Source organism: Lelliottia sp. F153 (assembly GCF_002870005.1).
GTDB lineage: Bacteria > Pseudomonadota > Gammaproteobacteria > Enterobacterales > Enterobacteriaceae > Enterobacter > Enterobacter nimipressuralis.
This window is the reverse complement of record NZ_PKFT01000003.1, coordinates 130,251-147,269: the sequence shown is the minus strand read 5'-3', so window position 1 is coordinate 147,269 and position 17,019 is coordinate 130,251. Positions and strand designations below refer to the sequence as shown.

Here is a 17,019-nt window from a genome sequence, read left to right as displayed (position 1 = left end):
TCCTTAATGTGTCAGGGTTGCCGGTTTTTCCGCGGTGTTTTTGGCCGGGGCGGCGACAGGGAGATAGTGTTGTTCGGCGCTTTTTGACCATTGCAGGTAGCGCTGATAAAGCTGCTCAAAGCGTTGGGCCTGCTGAGGACGAGGCTGGAGCGTGCTCTCGACGGCGCTCGCCATGTGCTGTTGAGCGGTCGGAATATCTGCGTGAACACCCGCCGCGACTGCCGCGAAAATGGCGGCCCCGAGGGCACAGCACTGATCGGAGGCGACGATCTGCAGCGGACGGTTCAGCACGTCGCAGCAGGCCTGCATGATCACCGGGTTTTTACGCGCGATGCCGCCGAGCGCCATCACTTCGTTCACGGCGATGCCCTGCTCGGTGAAACACTCCATGATGGCGCGCGCGCCAAAGGCGGTGGCCGCAATCAGACCGCCGAACAACGCAGGGGCGTCAGTTGCCAGGTTGAGATCGGTAATCACGCCTTTAAGACGCTGGTTGGCAAATGGCGTACGACGACCATTGAACCAGTCGAGCACCACCGGGAGATGATCAAGGGACGGGTTTTTCGCCCAGGCTTCCGTCAGCTGCGGGAGAAGCTGTTTTTTGCTGGCCGCGATCTGCGCTTTCAGCTCCGGATGTGTTTCCGCCAGCTGATCCAGCGGCCAGCCGAGCACGCGGCCAAACCAGGCGTAGATATCGCCGAAGGCGGATTGTCCGGCCTCCAGCCCGATAAAATCAGGGACCACGCTACCGTCCACCTGGCCGCAAATACCTTTCACGGCGCGGTCGCCGACGCTGGCTTTATCAGCGGTGAGGATGTCGCAGGTGGAGGTGCCAATCACTTTCACCAGCGTATTAGGCTGTGCGCCCGCGCCGACGGCACCCATATGGCAGTCGAACGCGCCGCCGGAAATCGCCACGTTTTGCGGCAAGCCCAGACGCTGCGCCCACTCTGCGCTCAGGGTTCCGACCGGAATGTCGGCGGTATAAGTGTCGGTAAACAGCGGATATTTCAGGCTTTGATTGATAATCGGGTCGAGTTCATCAAAGAACGCGGCAGGAGGCAGCCCTCCCCAGCTCTCATGCCACAGGGATTTATGCCCAGCGCTGCAGCGTCCACGGCGAATATCCTGCGGGCGGGTGGTGCCCGATAGCAGGGCCGGTACCCAGTCGCACAGCTCAATCCATGACACGGCGGCCTGCGCCACGTCACGGTCGGCACGGGTGACGTGCAAAATCTTGGCCCAAAACCATTCGCTGGAATAAATGCCGCCAATGTAGCGGGAGTAGTCTGCTTTTCCGGGCTGATGGCACAAACGGGTGATGGCTTCGGCTTCTTCAACCGCAGTATGGTCTTTCCACAACACAAACATAGCGTTCGGGTTGTCGGCAAACTCAGGGCGCAGCGCCAGCACGCGGCCTTCGGCATCGACGGGAGCAGGCGTTGAGCCGGTGCTGTCCACGCCAATACCGACGATCTGTTCACGCTGATCTTCGCTCAATTCGGCCAGAACGGTTTTGATCGCCGCTTCCATCGATTCGATGTAATCGCGCGGATGATGGCGGAACTGATTATTTGGCGCATCGCAATAACGCCCCTCTTGCCAGCGCGGATACCACTCAACGCTGGTCGCTATCTCCTGGCCCGTACGACACTCCACCGCCAGGGCGCGTACTGAGTCACTGCCAAAATCGAGGCCAATCGCAATTGCCATTTATGTTGCTCCATCAAAAAACGGGTATGGATCAACATTAGAGATTGAGGGAGAAAATCGTCAGGCAGGATCCGCTAATCTTATGGATTAAATTGCTGTTGAGGTGGAAAGTGTGACGTTGTGCAAATATTCAATGTGGACATTTCTGCCGCAGTTATAGACACTTTTGTTACTGCTGATTTGCACGAGATCGTGGATGAATCTGGGGTAAAGGCCGAGACAAAGCGGAGTTAAAAGAGAGGGCAGGCGATGTGATTCTCTTAACGACCCGTTTTTATACCGCTTTTATAGATATGGACAATTTGTTTCCTTATTGACCGTCGGGAGTGACCTGTTTATGGCCGAAACACAAAACGATCCCCTGTTGCCGGGGTACTCCTTCAACGCCCATCTGGTGGCGGGGCTGACCCCTATCGAAGCCGAGGGTTACCTCGACTTTTTCGTCGATCGCCCGCTGGGCATGAAAGGCTATATCCTGAATATCACCGTGCGCGGTGAGGGGGTGATCAAAAATAACGATCGGCAATTTGTCTGTCGCCCTGGCGATATTTTGCTGTTCCCGCCGGGAGAAATTCACCACTACGGCCGCCATCCCGACGCGAAAGAGTGGTATCACCAGTGGGTCTACTTCCGACCGCGCGCTTACTGGCAGGAGTGGCTGGCCTGGCCGTCGATTTTCGCCCACACCGGTTTTTACCGGCCCGACGAAGCGCATCAGGCGCAGTTCCGCGAGCTTTTTGCCCAGATCATCGAAGCACAGGCGGGCGGGCGTTACGCCGAGCTGCTGGCGATTAATCTGCTTGAACAGCTGTTGCTGCGGCGCATGGAGGCGATTAACGCCTCCCTTAATCCGCCGCTGGACAATCGCGTGCGCGACGCCTGCCAGTACATCAGCGATCATCTGTCGGACAGCCAGTTTGATATCGCGGGGGTCGCGCAGCACGTCTGCCTGTCGCCGTCGCGCCTGTCGCACCTCTTCCGTCAGCAGTTGGGGGTGAGCGTTCTGAGCTGGCGCGAGGATCAGCGCATCAGCCAGGCCAAACTGCTTCTCAGCACCACGCGTATGCCGATTGCCACCGTGGGGCGTAACGTCGGCTTTGAGGATCAGCTCTATTTTTCCCGCGTCTTCAAGAAATGCACCGGCGCCAGCCCGAGCGAATTCCGCGCCGGATGTGAGTAAAACGTAAATAAAACGAAACAAACAGGTGAAGTCTGGCGGCACCCGGTAAACTATTCAGACAATTGTTGTCTTGACGAGGCAGGAAGCACTTCGCAGAATCCCTGCTCTGTTATCTGACCGGAATCGTTATGCAGGCATTGCTGGAACATTTTATTACGCAGTCCGTGGCCTACTCGCTGATCGCTGTCGCGCTGGTCGCCTTTCTGGAATCGCTGGCGCTGGTGGGGCTGATTTTACCTGGCACTGTCATGATGGCGGGCCTCGGTGCGCTGATTGGCAGCGGCGAGGTGAACTTCTGGCAGGCGTGGATGGCCGGTATCGTTGGCTGTCTGCTGGGCGACTGGATCTCTTTCTGGTTAGGCTGGCGCTTCAAAAAGCCGTTGCACCGCTGGTCGTTCATGAAAAAGAACAAAGCGCTGCTCGACAAAACCGAGCATGCCCTCCATCAGCACAGTATGTTTACCATTCTGGTCGGGCGTTTTGTCGGCCCGACGCGTCCGCTGGTGCCGATGGTTGCCGGGATGCTGGATCTGCCCGTTTCAAAATTTATTCTGCCCAATATCATCGGCTGCGTCTTCTGGCCGCCGTTCTATTTCCTGCCGGGCATTCTGGCCGGTGCGGCGATTGATATCCCCGCCGATGCGCAAAGCGGCCATTTTAAATGGCTGCTGTTAGCCACCGCGCTGCTGCTGTGGGTCGCGGTGTGGCTGTGCTGGCGCCTGTGGCGCAGTGCGAAAGCCGGTACGGATCGCCTCACCCAATATCTGCCGCGTGGCCGCCTGTTGTGGCTGGCGCCCTTGACGCTCGGGGTGGCCGTGGTGGCGCTGGTGGCGCTGATTCGTCATCCGCTGATGCCGGTGTATGGCGAGATTTTGTTGAAGGTGGTGAGCCGATAGGCGATTTTCAGCCGCCACCAGGCCTGAGATTGCCCGGTGGCGCATTGTTTTCCGGGCTTACTGCGGCTGCATTATTCCCAACAACGCTGAAGCACTTGCCTTCCCGCTTATCAGCTCCTGCGTTTCCCCATCCCAGGCGATGCGCCCGTCGGCAATCACGACGGAGCGCGCCGCGATTCTGGCGGCGTCTTCCACGCTGTGCGAAACCATCAGCATGGTGAGATTTTTCTGCTGACACACCTCTTTTACCAGCAACAGCATCTCCTGACGCAGGGCCGGGTCGAGAGCCGAGAACGGCTCGTCGAGGAGCAAAATCGGCTGTTCCCGCACCAGACAGCGAGCCAGCGCGACGCGCTGACGCTGCCCGCCAGAAAGCTCACCAGGTAAACGTTCAAGAAATTCATTCAGCCCCATCTGCTGGGCAATCGCTTCGAGTTTCTCACGCTGAAGCGCCGTCAGCTTGAGGCCGGGGTCCATTCCCAGGCCGATATTCTGTCGCACCGTCAGATGGGTAAACAGATTATTTTCCTGGAACAGCATCGACACCGGGCGCTGGGACGGCGGCGTGTGGGTGTTCGTTTGCCCGTCGATCAACATCTCGCCGCGCGCCGGAGGCAGGAAACCGGCAATCAGATTGAGCAGCGTGCTTTTCCCGGCACCGCTTGGGCCGAGAATGGCAATCATCTCTCCGCGTTCGACACAGAGCGTAAAGCGCATTGGCAGGTGCTGATAAAGCCAGGTTACATCAGTCAGTTTTAGCATCGCGCCCCGGAAGTTTTTCGATAACGGTGAAGAGGGTAAAGCACAGCAGCAGCAAGAGCAGGGCCGTCACGGCACCATCCTGACTGCGATACGAGCCGATTTGCTGATACAGCCAGAACGGCAGCGTGCGGAAATCGTCATTACCAAACAGCGCCACCACGCCGAAATCGCCAATCGACAGCACGCTGGCAAAGGCCAGCGCCTGCGCCAGAGGGCGTTTCAGGGCGCGGAGTTCAACAACCCTCACTCGCTGCCAGCCGCGCATCCCCAGCGACTGACAGAGCAGAGTGTAGCGGGCGCTCAGGTCGCGCATCGGGTTTTCGAGCACTTTCAGGGCATAGGGAATCGCCATCAGCGCGTTGGTGAAAATGACGATCCCGTCGGCGTGCTCGGGTAATCCGATGGTGCTGTTAAACAGCAAAAAGAACCCGGTCGCCAGCACAATGCCCGGCATCGCCAGAATCAACATCCCGCTCAGCTCCAGCGCTTGCCCGGCGATTCGGGAGTGTCGGGCGTAAAGTTCGCGGCTGCTCCAGAGCAGCATCATGGTCAGCAGGACGCACAGCAGCCCGGCGCCGAGGGCGATCCGTAGCGACGTCCACAATGCCTGCCACAGCACCGGCTGTTGCAGCACCAAGATCAGATTCAGATTGAGACCATCCACCACCACGGCCAGCAGCGGCGGGAGGAGTAACAGCAGCGCAAGTACAATAAGCAGGAGATCGCTCAGGCGGCTGCGCAGGCTGTCCTGCGGATCGCGCCAGCCGTTTACCTGATGGCTCCCCACTGCAATGGCTTTACTGAGTCGCTGGCTGAGCAGGACCAGCCCCAGGCAGCAGAACATCTGGATCATCGCCAGCAGCGCCGCACGACCCGGATCGTAGTCGTAACTCAGGGCCTGATAGATCGCCAGCTCAATGGTGGTGGCCTGCGGGCCGCCGCCCAGCGACAGCACCGTGGCAAAACTGGCGAAGCAGAGCATAAAAATTAATGCTGCAACGGGCGGAATCTGCCGCCGCAGCCACGGCCATTCAACAAAGCGAAAAAAGGCAAATCCGCGCATTCCGAGCTGGGCGGCCAGCTGTCGCTGTTCGCCAGGGATATTTTCCAGCGCCTGTAAGAACAGTCGCGTCGCCATGGGCATATTGAAAAAGACGTGGGCCAGCAGGATGCCCTGCAGGCCGTAAGGCGAAAATGTCCATTCGATGCCAAACGCACTCAACAGCGAGGCGATCCATCCCTGGCGCCCATACACGCTCAGAATACCGAAGACGGCGACCAGTACGGGCAGGATCAGCGTCATCGCGCACAGGCGCAGCAGCGCTTGTCTTCCGGGAAAACGGCGGCGATAAAGCGCCCGCGCCAAAAAGATCGCCGGGACGACCGAGAGCAGGGCTGAGAGAAATGCCTGCCAGAAGGAGAACCGCACCACGTGCCAGAGATAGCTATCGTGCCACAGCGCGGCAATATCGCTTTGCGGTGCGTTCAGCCACAGGGCAAGAAAAGCCCCCAGGCTCACCACCACCATCAGCGTGGCGGCAGTCAGCCCAGGGAGCAGCCAGCCGGGAATTAGCGGCTGACGGCGCGTTGCCATTCACTGATCCAGGAGGCGCGTTGAGTGGAAACCTGCTGCGGGGTGAACTCCAGCGTGGTTTGCGGTTTGCTCAACTGATCGAAACCCGCAGGCAGTTTGACGTCGGTCACTGGGTACATCCAGTTGCCCGTCGGGATGGCGTTCTGGAACGCAGGCGAGACCATAAATTTCAGGAACTTCTCGGCCAGTTCCGGCTCTTTGCTGGCCGCGGTGCGGGCGGCGACTTCCACCTGCAGATAGTGGCCTTCGGCAAAGTTAGCGGCGGCGTAGTTGTCTTTTTTCTCTTCGATAATGTGGTAGGCCGGCGAGGTGGTGTAGCTCAGGACCAGATCGCTTTCGCCTTTCAGGAACAGGCCGTAGGCTTCGCTCCAGCCTTTGGTGACGGTGACGGTTTTCGCCGCCAGTTTTTGCCAGGCTTCCGGCGCTTTGTCGCCGTACACTTTTTGCATCCACAGCAGCAGACCAAGGCCCGGTGTGCTGGTGCGTGGGTCCTGATAAATCACGCGCCATTTCTGGTCGCTCTCGACCAGCTCTTTCAGGCTTTTCGGCGGATTCTTCAGCTTGTTTTTATCGTAGACGAAGGCGAAGTAACCGTAATCGAAGGGGACAAAGGTGTCGTTTTTCCAGCCGCCCGGAACGTTCACCGCATCGGCGGCGATACCGCTTTTGGCAAAGAGTTTGGTTTGCGAGGCCGCTTCCAGCAGGTTGTTATCCAGGCCCAGCACCACGTCGGCCTTGCTGTTTTTGCCCTCCATCCGCAGACGGTTGAGCAGCGAAACGCCATCTTCCAGCGCCACGAATTTCAGTTCGCAGTGACAGTCGGCTTCAAAGGCTTTTTTGACCACCGGGCCTGGGCCCCAGTCGGCGGCAAAGGAGTCGTAGGTGTAGACCGTTAAAACGGGCTTGGCAAACGCAGGCAGCGCGAAGAGCGCCAGCAGGGGGAGAACTTTTTTTAACACTTTGCACCTCAAAGTTGAGTGGCAAAGGATTTTGAGCGACAGCCTCAAATCCCTTCGCCGGCGTTATCCGGATCAGGTTCGACGGGTATTATCTCAGCGCACATCATCGATGCAGCACCCCGTTGAGAACGGCGGTATTGTAATGATTTGGTGAATATTACGAAAGTGTTATGGTTCCGGCGGCGCAAACCAGGCGGATTTAAAGTCAAACCAGCCGAGCGTGTTCATGCGTAAGCCGCGCATACTGCGCTGTCCCTGAATCATCAGCCAGTGGTGGATCAGCGGTACCATCGCCTGCTGGGACAACAACTGCTGGCACCAGACCGCCAGATTCATCTCTCCGGCGCGCCACTGAGCGGCGTCCTGCTGCCAGTCGCGGGCAATGCAGTGCTGGATCAGCGGGATCTCATACAGGTGCGAGAAGAGTGAGAAATCGAGCGGCAGAGTGAAGTTCGCGCTGTTGAGCCAGATATCGCTCACCGCTTCGCCGCGATGCCATTCATCGTAATCCACCTCCTGAATTTCCAGCGTCACGCCTTCCGCGGCCAGCAGTTTGCTCATAATGCGCGCAATAAAGCGGTGCTCAACGTGTTCGCGATAATAGGTGAGGGTAATGGTTTCCAGCCCGGCGGGCTTTTCGCCGCGCCCAGGACGGGCGTGGTGCCAGCGAGGCAGCAGCCCGTAGGCCGGGAACCAGTAGGTCTGGTGCTGGTCTTCCGCCTGATAGATCAGATTGGCGGGGGCGAGGATCTGGCTGACCCACTGACGCACCTCGCTGCTGGCACCCCGGTGGGTGCGGGCGTCAAACAGCAGATAGTAGCAGCCCTCTTCGAGGCGACTTTCGACGGCTTTTTCGCCTTCGGTCGGGCCTTCCAGCGTCAGGCCGGGGCTGAACTCTTCGCTGATGTCCGGCAGCACCCAGACATTCACCTCGTCAATCAGCGCGCGGTAGCCAAAGTAGTCATCGAAGGCGCGGATTTTCAATTGGTTACTGTTATTGCGCATCACGGCGTAAGGGCCGGTGCCGACGGGCTGGCTGGCGAAACTGGGCATGCTCTCCCATTCATGAGGCAAAATCATCGACGGGACATAGCCCATCAGCCACGGCAGCCACTGGTCAGGCTCGGAAAGCTCGATATCCAGCGTCCAGGCGGTGGGGGAGTGAATGTGTGCGATGTGGGAGTAGAGCGGCAGCCCGCGGGCGCGCTGCAGAGAAGCGATCACATCGTTCATCTCCAGCTCGCGGCCATGGTGAAAATGGATGCCGGGACGCAAAAAAAAGCGCCAGTGCAGCGGAGAAAGTTGCTGCCAGTGGTGCGCGATGTCGGCTTCCAGTTCCCCGTTTTCCTCATTTATGCGCGTCAGGCCGCTAAAGATTTGTCGCGCCATGTGCGTTTCGGAGCGGCGTAGCGCCGTGCCCGGCAGCAGGTTTTTCATCGGACGGTAGTAGAGCACGCGCAGGATGTGCTTTCCCTGGCGGAAGCTGCGGCCCAGATGGGAGACCAGCATCTGGCGGACGGCGGCTTTATCGCCCACCAGCTGCACCAGCTGATCGATGCGGTCCTGCTCCAGCAGGTCTTCAGCGCGCTGCTGTTGTAAGGCCAGACCGGTATACAGGAAGGTTAAGCGCGAACGCTTTCCGCGCCCTGCCTCCGCCTCCCAGTTCAGCCAGCCCTGCTGCTGCATGGTGTTCAGCAGCGTGCGCATGTGGCGGCGCGAGCAGTTCAGCAGTTCCGCTAGCTCGTTCAGCGTGGTCTCTTTTGACTGGCCTTCGCAGCACTGCCAGAGGCGGATAAATTGTTGTTGCAGACGACCAGACGGCATAAAAGGGGAACTCCTGACAAAAAATCAGCAATTTATTAATCCTCATATTAAGCCAATAATCCTCCTTGTTGAAGTGAGGAGGTAAATATGAAGAGGTCTACCGCACGTCAGTTTTATCAGCACTACTTTTCAGCGACAAAGGGAGTGTCCTGGCTGGCCCGCCAGTGCGCAGAACAGCGCCTGAAAATGCTTGAAGATCTGATGCAGTGGGACGTTACGAAATCGACCTCTGACCGCTGACTCGCCTCGACCATGTGTGACTGAGTATTGGTGCTTATCACCCGCCAGCAAAATGTTTTTGCTGGCTTTTTTCGTTTACACTGCCTCTCCATTTCGCTCCTCTTTGACAAGGAACTGCGCATGCTCTGGTTGATGACGATGGGCCGCCGCCTGAACGGCGTGTATGCCGCTTTTATGCTGGTGGCCTTTATGATGGGCGTCGCGGGGGCGCTACAGGCGCCGACCCTGAGCCTGTTCCTGAGTCGTGAGGTGGGCGCACAGCCTTTCTGGGTGGGCCTGTTTTACACGGTCAACGCCATTGCCGGGATCCTGGTTAGCCTGTGGCTGGCAAAACGATCCGACAGCCAGGGCGATCGCCGCAAATTAATTCTGTTCTGTTGCGCGATGGCCATCGGCAACGCTCTGCTGTTTGCCTTCAACCGTCACTATCTGACGCTGCTCACCTGCGGGGTGCTGCTGGCCTCGCTTGCCAATACCGCCATGCCGCAGCTTTTTGCGCTCGCCCGTGAGTACGCGGACAGCTCGGCGCGGGAAGTGGTGATGTTCAGCTCGGTGATGCGTGCACAGCTCTCCCTGGCGTGGGTGATCGGCCCGCCGCTGGCCTTTATGCTGGCGCTGAATTACGGCTTTACGGTGATGTTCTCCATTGCGGCCGGGATTTTTGCCATCAGCCTGGCGCTGATCGCCTTTGTGCTGCCGTCGGTCGCCCGGGTGGAGCAGGCGGCGGATACGCCCGTCACCCAGGTGAGCGGCTGGCACAATAAAAACGTGCGCATGCTGTTTATTGCCTCGACGCTGATGTGGACCTGCAACACCATGTATATCATCGATATGCCCCTGTGGATCAGCAGCGATCTGGGGCTGCCGGATAAGCTCGCCGGGATCTTAATGGGTACCGCCGCCGGGCTGGAAATCCCGGCAATGATCCTCGCGGGCTTTTACGTGAAGCGCTTTGGCAAACGCCGGATGATGGTGGTTGCGGTGGCGGCTGGCGTCCTGTTTTACCTGGGATTGATCCTGTTTCACAGTCGCGAAGCGCTGCTGGCGTTGCAGCTGTTTAACGCGATTTTTATCGGCATTGTCGCCGGGATTGGGATGCTGTGGTTCCAGGACCTGATGCCCGGACGGGCGGGCTCAGCCACGACGTTATTCACCAACAGTATTTCGACCGGGGTGATTCTGGCGGGGGTGATTCAGGGGGCGCTGGCGCAAAGCTATGGTCACTTTGCCGTGTATTGGGTGATTGCGGGGATCTCGCTGGTGACGCTGGCGCTGACGCTTCGCGTCAAAGAGAGTTAAACAAAAAGGCCCGCTTGCGCGGGCCTTTTTCGTTAGCGCATAAACGCCGGTTGTTTGTTTTCGTAGGCTGCAATGGAGGCTTCGTGCTGCAGGGTCAAACCAATGCTGTCGAGGCCGTTGATCATGCAGTGACGGCGGAAGTCGTCGATTTTAAAGCTGTAAGTTTTGTCACCCGCTTTCACCACCTGCGCTTCCAGATCCACTTCGAACGAAATGCCCGGATTCGCCTTCACCAGCGCGAACAGCTCATCGACCTGTTCGTCGGTCAGCGTCACCGGCAGCAACTGGTTGTTGAAGCTGTTGCCGTAAAAGATGTCGGCAAAGCTCGGGGCGATCACCACTTTAAAACCGTAGTCCGTCAGCGCCCACGGGGCGTGTTCGCGGGATGAGCCACAGCCAAAGTTTTCGCGGGCTAACAAGATCGATGCGCCTTTAAATTCCGGGAAGTTCAGAACGAACTCGGGATTCGGCTGCTGGCCCTGATCGTCGAGAAAACGCCAGTCGTTGAACAGGTGCGCGCCAAAGCCTGTGCGGGTCACTTTCTGTAAGAACTGCTTGGGAATGATGGCGTCCGTATCGACGTTCGCCGCATCCAGCGGGACAACCAGACCCGTATGTTGGGTAAATTTCTCTGCCATGATTGTCTCCTTATTTCAAACCACGAATATCAGCAAAATGGCCGGTCACAGCGGCAGCCGCTGCCATTGCCGGGCTGACCAGATGGGTACGTCCACCCCGGCCCTGACGGCCTTCAAAGTTACGGTTGCTGGTGGAGGCGCAGCGCTCGCCCGGGTTCAGACGGTCGTTGTTCATGGCCAGACACATGGAGCAGCCCGGTAAGCGCCACTCAAAACCGGCTTCGATAAAGATCTTATCCAGCCCTTCAGCTTCAGCCTGGGCTTTCACCGGGCCAGAGCCTGGCACGACCAGCGCCTGCACGCCGGGCGCGACTTTACGGCCTTTGGCAATTTCCGCCGCTGCACGCAAATCTTCAATGCGAGAGTTGGTGCAGGAGCCGATAAACACTTTGTCGATTGCCACGTCGGTCAGCGGAATGCCCGGTTTCAGGCCCATGTACGCCAGCGCTTTTTCGGCGCTTGCGCGTTCCACCGGATCGGCAAAGGAGGCCGGATCGGGAATGTTGTCGTTAACGGAAATCACCTGGCCTGGGTTGGTGCCCCAGGTAACTTGCGGTGCGATATCTTCTGCCTGCAGGGTGACAACGGTATCGAATGTCGCGCCGTCGTCGGTTTGCAGGGTTTTCCAGTATTCCACCGCCTCGTCAAAATCGTTGCCTTTCGGCGCGTGCAGACGGCCATTCACATAGTTGAAAGTAGTCTCGTCCGGTGCGACCAGACCGGCTTTAGCACCCATCTCGATCGCCATGTTGCACAGGGTCATACGGCCTTCCATGCTCAATGCACGGATAGCATCGCCGCAAAACTCCACCACGTGACCGGTTCCGCCTGCGCTGCCGGTTTTACCGATAATCGCCAGCACGATATCTTTCGCGGTGATACCTGCCGCCGCCTGACCTTTGACTTCGATTTTCATGGTTTTCGCGCGGCCCTGTTTCAGGGTTTGCGTCGCCAGAACGTGCTCGACTTCGGAGGTTCCGATACCAAACGCCAGCGCACCGAACGCGCCGTGCGTGGCGGTATGGGAGTCGCCGCAGACGATGGTCATTCCCGGCAGAGTGATGCCCTGCTCAGGACCCATTACGTGGACGATGCCCTGATACGGGTGGTTCAAATCGTACAGCTCAACGCCGAAGGCGTTGCAGTTCTTAATCAGCTCCTGCATCTGGATACGCGCCATCTCGCCCGACGCGTTGATGTCTTTGGTCTGAGTCGACACGTTGTGATCCATCGTGGCGAAGGTTTTACCCGGCTGGCGAACGGGACGATTGTGCGCGCGCAGACCGTCAAAGGCCTGCGGTGATGTCACTTCGTGCACCAGATGACGGTCAATGTACAGCAGCGGGGTTTCGTTTGGTGCCGAGTAGACTACGTGCGCATCAAACAATTTTTCATATAACGTCTTCGCCATGATTACACCCCTTCAGCGACATAGCGGGCAATGATATCGCCCATTTCATCGGTACTGACGGCCGCCGCGCCGCGCGCTAAATCGCCCGTGCGGATACCTTCTTCTAATGCGCGGTTAATGGCGCTTTCGATTGCATCGGCCGCGTCGTTCGCGTCCAGGCTGTAGCGCAGCAGCAGGGCCAGGGAGAGGATCTGTGCAATCGGGTTCGCAATATTTTTACCGGCGATATCCGGCGCGGAACCGCCCGCAGGCTCATACAGGCCAAAGCCCTCTTCGTTCAGGCTGGCGGAGGGCAGCATGCCCATGGAGCCGGTGATCATCGCGCATTCATCGGACAAAATATCGCCGAACAGGTTGGAACACAGCAGCACGTCGAACTGCGACGGGTCTTTGATCAGCTGCATGGTGGCGTTGTCGATGTACATGTGTGCCAGCTCAACGTCCGGGTACTCTTTGGCGATCTCGTTGACGATTTCGCGCCACAGAATCGAGGATTGCAGGACGTTGGCTTTATCAATAGAGGTCACTTTGTGACGACGTTTGCGCGCAGATTCAAACGCGATGCGGGCAATACGTTCGATTTCAAAACGGTGATAAACCTCGGTATCGAATGCTTTCTCGTGCTGACCGCTGCCTTCGCGGCCCTTCGGCTGGCCGAAGTAGATCCCGCCGGTTAATTCACGCACGCACAGAATGTCGAAGCCGTTGGCGGCAATGTCGGCACGCAGCGGGCAAAACTCTTCCAGCCCCTGATACAGCTTCGCCGGACGCAGGTTGCTGAACAGTTTGAAATGCTTACGCAACGGCAGCAGCGCGCCGCGTTCAGGTTGCTCTGCGGGTGGCAGATGTTCCCATTTCGGGCCGCCGACGGAGCCAAACAGGACCGCATCGGCGTTTTCGCAGCCTTCAACGGTGGCTTTCGGCAGCGGGGTGCCGTGGTTATCAATCGCAATACCGCCCACATCGTAGTGGCTGGTGGTGATTTTCATCGCGAAACGGGCGCGGATTGCTTCCAGGACTTTCAGGGCTTGTGTCATCACTTCCGGGCCAATGCCATCGCCCGGCAACACAGCAATATGGTAATTCTTCGACATTACACGGTTTCCTTATTGTTCTCTTTATTCTGAGCTTTGCGTTGTAACTCTTTCTCGACTTCTGCGGCGCGCCAGATGTTGTTCAGGACGTGCACCATGGCTTTGGCTGAGGATTCGACGATATCTGTCGCCAGGCCAACGCCGTGGAAACGACGGCCGTTATAAGTGACAACAATATCGACCTGACCCAGCGCATCTTTGCCGTGACCTTTGGCGCTCAAATCATATTTGACCAGCTCGATGTTGTAGTCGGTGATGCGGTTGATCGCCTGATAAATCGCATCTACCGGGCCGTTACCGTTGGCGGCTTCGGCTTTAACTTCATCGCCGCAGGCCAGTTTGACCGAGGCGGTCGCGATATCGCTGGAGCCGGACTGCACGCTGAAGTAGTCCAGACGGAAGTGCTCTGGCTCTTCCTGCTGTTTATTAATGAAGGCTAATGCTTCCAGGTCGTAGTCGAAGACCTGGCCTTTTTTATCGGCCAGTTTCAGGAACGCGTCGTACAGGTGATCCATGTTGTAGTCGCTTTCCTTGTAACCCATCTCTTCCATGCGGTGTTTCACCGCCGCACGGCCAGAGCGGGAGGTCAGATTTAACTGCACCTGATTCAGACCGATGGATTCCGGGGTCATGATTTCGTAGTTTTCACGGTTCTTCAGCACGCCGTCCTGATGAATACCTGAGGAGTGGGCGAAGGCGCCGGTGCCGACAATCGCTTTGTTCGCCGGGATAGGCATGTTGCAAATCTGGCTGACGGTCTGGCTGGTGCGCCAGATTTCGTTGTGATTAATGCGGGTCTGCACATTCATGATGTCTTTGCGCACTTTGATCGCCATGATCACCTCTTCCAGTGAACAGTTACCGGCACGTTCACCGATGCCGTTCATGGCGCCTTCCACCTGGCGAGCCCCGGCGTGGACTGCGGCAATGGCGTTGCCCACGGCCAGGCCCAAATCGTCGTGGGTATGGACAGAAATAATGGCTTTATCAATGTTCGGCACGTGTTCATACAGGCCGGTGATGATGTTGGAGAACTCGAACGGCATGGTGTAACCGACGGTGTCCGGGATGTTGATAGTAGTGGCACCCGCGTTAATCGCGGCTTCTACTACGCGGGCCAGATCGGCAATCGGCGTGCGGCCAGCATCTTCACAGGAGAATTCGACATCGTCAGTGTAGTTACGGGCGCGTTTCACCATGTACACCGCGCGTTCGATCACTTCATCCAGGGTGCTACGCAGTTTGGTTGCGATGTGCATCGGGGAGGTGGCAATAAAGGTGTGAATTCGGAAGGCTTCAGCCACTTTCAAGGATTCGGCGGCCACGTCGATATCTTTCTCGACGCAGCGGGCCAGACCACACACGCGGCTGTTTTTGATGGTGCGCGCAATGGTCTGGACGGATTCAAAGTCACCCGGTGAAGAGACCGGGAAGCCCACTTCCATTACGTCGACACCCATACGTTCCAGGGCCAGCGCAATCTGCAGTTTCTCTTTCACACTCAGGCTTGCCTGTAACGCCTGTTCACCGTCACGTAAAGTTGTATCGAAAATAACGACTTGCTGGCTCATGGGTTTGGTCCTTGTCTGTCCTGGGGCGCCTTGCTACGAGCATAAAAAAACCCGCGCAATGGCGCGGGTTTTTTGTTTACCGGAGACGATTCAACGTTGAATTTCGCCCGCCAGCCTACCGCGCACAGTGGATGCGTTTAGTAGTAGTAGGCTGAGGAAACGAACGGTACGAATCATGAATCAGGCTCCAGATGAATGCGTTATGCTTTTAGTGGTACTGGATATGCGGAATCAAGTCAACCCCTGAGGCGAAAAACGTCCGCGATCCATGATAACTGTGGTCCTGGTTCTTTAGCGTATTGTGCTAGGTTTTCCCTACGGCGTTATTTAAATTGTCTAATTTTGGACTTTAAAACCGTTTCCGGAATAAATTTAATATAATTGGTTTCAATTAATTATTTTCTGAAATTTAAAGGGCGTGGTTATTAAATCCATTGAAATCATTAGGTTGGATTCTGTCTGGTTGCGGTAATGGTGAATGAAGATCAAGCAATGATAATGACATGTTAACGGACAATCGTTGATAGGATGGATTAGTTTAAGAAAACTTAAATAATTGTTTACCTGTAGGCTTGTTGTTTATTCATTGGATTTATGGTTTCATTCCATTCCTAATGTTTTAGTTATTACTTTTAAATTTTTAACGCTTGAGCTTGTGTATACCTGCACCTGTTATTTGGCGTGAGTGTTTATATATTCCGAATTTTAAACTTTTCTCTTTGTCTGGTTTTATCTGCATGATAAATAATATTTTTAAAAGTTATTATTGCGCCAAGTCAAAGGGAGTTTAGCGTGACAGTGGAGTTAGATATGTTAGAAAAAACAAATGAACGGCCTCACGCCATTGAAGCAAACAGGCCTCAGCTACGTACGGTGGATCTTAACTTATTAACCGTTTTTGATGCTGTTATGCAGGAACAAAATATTACCAGAGCCGCACAGGCGTTGGGAATGTCCCAGCCTGCAGTGAGTAATGCCGTCGCCAGGCTGAAGATAATGTTTAACGACGAGCTATTCGTGCGATATGGCCGCGGCATCCAGCCTACGGCAAGGGCTTATCAGCTTTTTGCGTCTGTTCGCCAGGCGTTGCAACTGGTGCAGAATGAGCTGCCGGGGTCCGGTTTCGAACCTTTAAGTAGCGAGCGCGTTTTTCATCTCTGCGTGTGCAGTCCGCTGGATAATTACCTGACTTCCGTTATCTATAATAAAGTGGAAGAAATAGCCCCAAATATTCATCTCATATTTAAGTCCTCCTTAAACCACAATACTGAACATCAGTTACGCTATCAGGAAACGGAATTTGTTCTGGGTTACGAAGAGTTTCGCCGTCCGGAGTTTTCTTGTGTGCCGCTGTTTAACGATGAAATGGTGTTAGTCGCCAGTAAATCTCACCCGCGCATCAACGGGCCATTACTGGAAAATGATGTTTATAATGAGCAGCACGCGGTTGTGGCACTCGACAGATATGCTTCATTTAGCCAGCCGTGGTATGACACACCGGATAAACAAGCCTGCGTGGCGTATCAGGGGATGGCCATGGTGAGCGTATTAAATATTGTTTCGCAGACTCAACTTGTTGCTATTGCTCCGCGCTGGCTGGCGGAAGAATTCTCTGCCCAGCTTAATCTGCAAATATTATCGCTGCCGCTGAAGCTCAATAGCCGAACGTGTTATCTTTCGTGGCACGAAGCGGCCGGGCGAGATAAAGGCCATCAGTGGATGGAAGAGCTGTTAGTCAGTGTTTGTCGGCGCTAATCCCCATCAGGATAAATCGGTGCAATGCATCCGGTTTATCCTGTTATTTTTTTAATGGGTAGTATTTTATTCTGAATTGAATT

15 protein-coding genes and 1 riboswitch are annotated in these 17,019 nt (G+C 56.3%); of the genes, 5 read left to right on the top strand and 10 right to left on the bottom strand.

What is annotated here, in order from left to right:
* Window positions 1–3: 3 nt before the first annotated feature.
* Window positions 4–1,713, bottom strand: coding sequence for a ribulokinase (gene araB, locus F153LOC_RS10415; RefSeq protein WP_102104583.1), 1,710 nt, complete (start codon window positions 1,711–1,713; stop codon window positions 4–6).
* Between the two features lie 337 nt (window positions 1,714–2,050).
* Here araB and araC point away from each other — a divergent pair, with 337 nt between their 5' ends.
* Window positions 2,051–2,893 carry an arabinose operon transcriptional regulator AraC gene (gene araC, locus F153LOC_RS10410; RefSeq protein WP_100777662.1) on the top strand — a complete coding sequence of 281 codons (843 nt, stop codon included), beginning with the start codon at window positions 2,051–2,053 and terminating at the stop codon, window positions 2,891–2,893.
* Between the two features lie 128 nt (window positions 2,894–3,021).
* Window positions 3,022–3,789: a DedA family protein gene (locus F153LOC_RS10405; RefSeq protein WP_102104584.1), complete on the top strand. Its 768-nt coding sequence runs from the start codon at window positions 3,022–3,024 to the stop codon at window positions 3,787–3,789.
* Window positions 3,790–3,846: 57 nt separating this feature from the next.
* Here the strand turns inward: F153LOC_RS10405 and thiQ are convergent, their stop codons facing one another.
* The 4 genes from thiQ to sgrR all read right to left on the bottom strand — a co-directional run bounded on the left by thiQ (window position 3,847) and on the right by sgrR (window position 8,928).
* Complete coding sequence (gene thiQ, locus F153LOC_RS10400; protein WP_102104585.1) at window positions 3,847–4,551, bottom strand: thiamine ABC transporter ATP-binding protein ThiQ; 705 nt, start codon at window positions 4,549–4,551, stop codon at window positions 3,847–3,849.
* Complete coding sequence (gene thiP, locus F153LOC_RS10395; protein ID WP_102104586.1) at window positions 4,535–6,145, bottom strand: thiamine/thiamine pyrophosphate ABC transporter permease ThiP; 1,611 nt, start codon at window positions 6,143–6,145, stop codon at window positions 4,535–4,537. The genes thiQ and thiP overlap by 17 nt, the downstream gene beginning before the upstream one ends.
* Window positions 6,121–7,104 carry a thiamine ABC transporter substrate binding subunit gene (thiB, locus tag F153LOC_RS10390; RefSeq protein ID WP_102104587.1) on the bottom strand — a complete coding sequence of 328 codons (984 nt, stop codon included), beginning with the start codon at window positions 7,102–7,104 and terminating at the stop codon, window positions 6,121–6,123. The genes thiP and thiB overlap by 25 nt, the downstream gene beginning before the upstream one ends.
* Before the next feature lie 31 nt (window positions 7,105–7,135).
* Window positions 7,136–7,236: riboswitch (TPP riboswitch) on the bottom strand.
* A 36-nt stretch (window positions 7,237–7,272) separates the two neighbouring features.
* Window positions 7,273–8,928: an HTH-type transcriptional regulator SgrR gene (gene sgrR, locus F153LOC_RS10385; RefSeq protein ID WP_102104588.1), complete on the bottom strand. Its 1,656-nt coding sequence runs from the start codon at window positions 8,926–8,928 to the stop codon at window positions 7,273–7,275.
* Between the two features lie 87 nt (window positions 8,929–9,015).
* On the opposite strand from sgrR, the gene sgrT reads away from it, so the two are divergent.
* Together sgrT and F153LOC_RS10375 are read left to right on the top strand one after the other, a co-directional pair.
* Window positions 9,016–9,168, top strand: coding sequence for a glucose uptake inhibitor SgrT (gene sgrT / locus F153LOC_RS10380; RefSeq protein WP_100777656.1), 153 nt, complete (start codon window positions 9,016–9,018; stop codon window positions 9,166–9,168).
* Window positions 9,169–9,288: 120 nt separating this feature from the next.
* Complete coding sequence (locus tag F153LOC_RS10375) at window positions 9,289–10,467, top strand: sugar efflux transporter (protein ID WP_102104589.1); 1,179 nt, start codon at window positions 9,289–9,291, stop codon at window positions 10,465–10,467.
* Between the two features lie 32 nt (window positions 10,468–10,499).
* Here F153LOC_RS10375 and leuD read toward each other — a convergent pair whose 3' ends face one another.
* The 5 genes from leuD to leuL form a co-directional block, all read right to left on the bottom strand.
* Window positions 10,500–11,105 carry a 3-isopropylmalate dehydratase small subunit gene (gene leuD / locus F153LOC_RS10370; RefSeq protein WP_102104590.1) on the bottom strand — a complete coding sequence of 202 codons (606 nt, stop codon included), beginning with the start codon at window positions 11,103–11,105 and terminating at the stop codon, window positions 10,500–10,502.
* A 10-nt stretch (window positions 11,106–11,115) separates the two neighbouring features.
* Window positions 11,116–12,516: a 3-isopropylmalate dehydratase large subunit gene (leuC, locus tag F153LOC_RS10365; RefSeq protein ID WP_102104591.1), complete on the bottom strand. Its 1,401-nt coding sequence runs from the start codon at window positions 12,514–12,516 to the stop codon at window positions 11,116–11,118.
* 2 nt (window positions 12,517–12,518) lie between these two features.
* On the bottom strand, window positions 12,519–13,610 hold the full coding sequence (gene leuB / locus F153LOC_RS10360) for a 3-isopropylmalate dehydrogenase (protein WP_100777637.1): 1,092 nt from the start codon (window positions 13,608–13,610) through the stop codon (window positions 12,519–12,521).
* Complete coding sequence (gene leuA, locus F153LOC_RS10355) at window positions 13,610–15,181, bottom strand: 2-isopropylmalate synthase (protein WP_100777636.1); 1,572 nt, start codon at window positions 15,179–15,181, stop codon at window positions 13,610–13,612. Before leuA ends, leuB begins: the two co-directional genes overlap by 1 nt.
* Before the next feature lie 90 nt (window positions 15,182–15,271).
* On the bottom strand, window positions 15,272–15,358 hold the full coding sequence (gene leuL / locus F153LOC_RS21870; RefSeq protein WP_100777635.1) for a leu operon leader peptide: 87 nt from the start codon (window positions 15,356–15,358) through the stop codon (window positions 15,272–15,274).
* A 633-nt stretch (window positions 15,359–15,991) separates the two neighbouring features.
* On the opposite strand from leuL, the gene leuO reads away from it, so the two are divergent.
* Complete coding sequence (gene leuO / locus F153LOC_RS10345) at window positions 15,992–16,936, top strand: transcriptional regulator LeuO (RefSeq protein WP_102104592.1); 945 nt, start codon at window positions 15,992–15,994, stop codon at window positions 16,934–16,936.
* Window positions 16,937–17,019: the final 83 nt, after the last annotated feature.

Bases quoted from the DNA above. Each gene is read 5' to 3' on its own strand.
- araB (WP_102104583.1), bottom strand. From the start codon at position 1,713: ATGGCAATTGCGATTGGCCTCGATTTTGGCAGTGACTCAGTACGCGCC.
- araC (WP_100777662.1), top strand. From the start codon at position 2,051: ATGGCCGAAACACAAAACGATCCCCTGTTGCCGGGGTACTCCTTCAAC.
- F153LOC_RS10405 (WP_102104584.1), top strand. From the start codon at position 3,022: ATGCAGGCATTGCTGGAACATTTTATTACGCAGTCCGTGGCCTACTCG.
- thiQ (WP_102104585.1), bottom strand. From the start codon at position 4,551: ATGCTAAAACTGACTGATGTAACCTGGCTTTATCAGCACCTGCCAATG.
- thiP (WP_102104586.1), bottom strand. From the start codon at position 6,145: ATGGCAACGCGCCGTCAGCCGCTAATTCCCGGCTGGCTGCTCCCTGGG.
- sgrR (WP_102104588.1), bottom strand. From the start codon at position 8,928: ATGCCGTCTGGTCGTCTGCAACAACAATTTATCCGCCTCTGGCAGTGC.
- sgrT (WP_100777656.1), top strand. From the start codon at position 9,016: ATGAAGAGGTCTACCGCACGTCAGTTTTATCAGCACTACTTTTCAGCG.
- F153LOC_RS10375 (WP_102104589.1), top strand. From the start codon at position 9,289: ATGCTCTGGTTGATGACGATGGGCCGCCGCCTGAACGGCGTGTATGCC.
- leuD (WP_102104590.1), bottom strand. From the start codon at position 11,105: ATGGCAGAGAAATTTACCCAACATACGGGTCTGGTTGTCCCGCTGGAT.
- leuC (WP_102104591.1), bottom strand. From the start codon at position 12,516: ATGGCGAAGACGTTATATGAAAAATTGTTTGATGCGCACGTAGTCTAC.
- leuB (WP_100777637.1), bottom strand. From the start codon at position 13,610: ATGTCGAAGAATTACCATATTGCTGTGTTGCCGGGCGATGGCATTGGC.
- leuA (WP_100777636.1), bottom strand. From the start codon at position 15,181: ATGAGCCAGCAAGTCGTTATTTTCGATACAACTTTACGTGACGGTGAA.
- leuL (WP_100777635.1), bottom strand. From the start codon at position 15,358: ATGATTCGTACCGTTCGTTTCCTCAGCCTACTACTACTAAACGCATCC.
- leuO (WP_102104592.1), top strand. From the start codon at position 15,992: ATGTTAGAAAAAACAAATGAACGGCCTCACGCCATTGAAGCAAACAGG.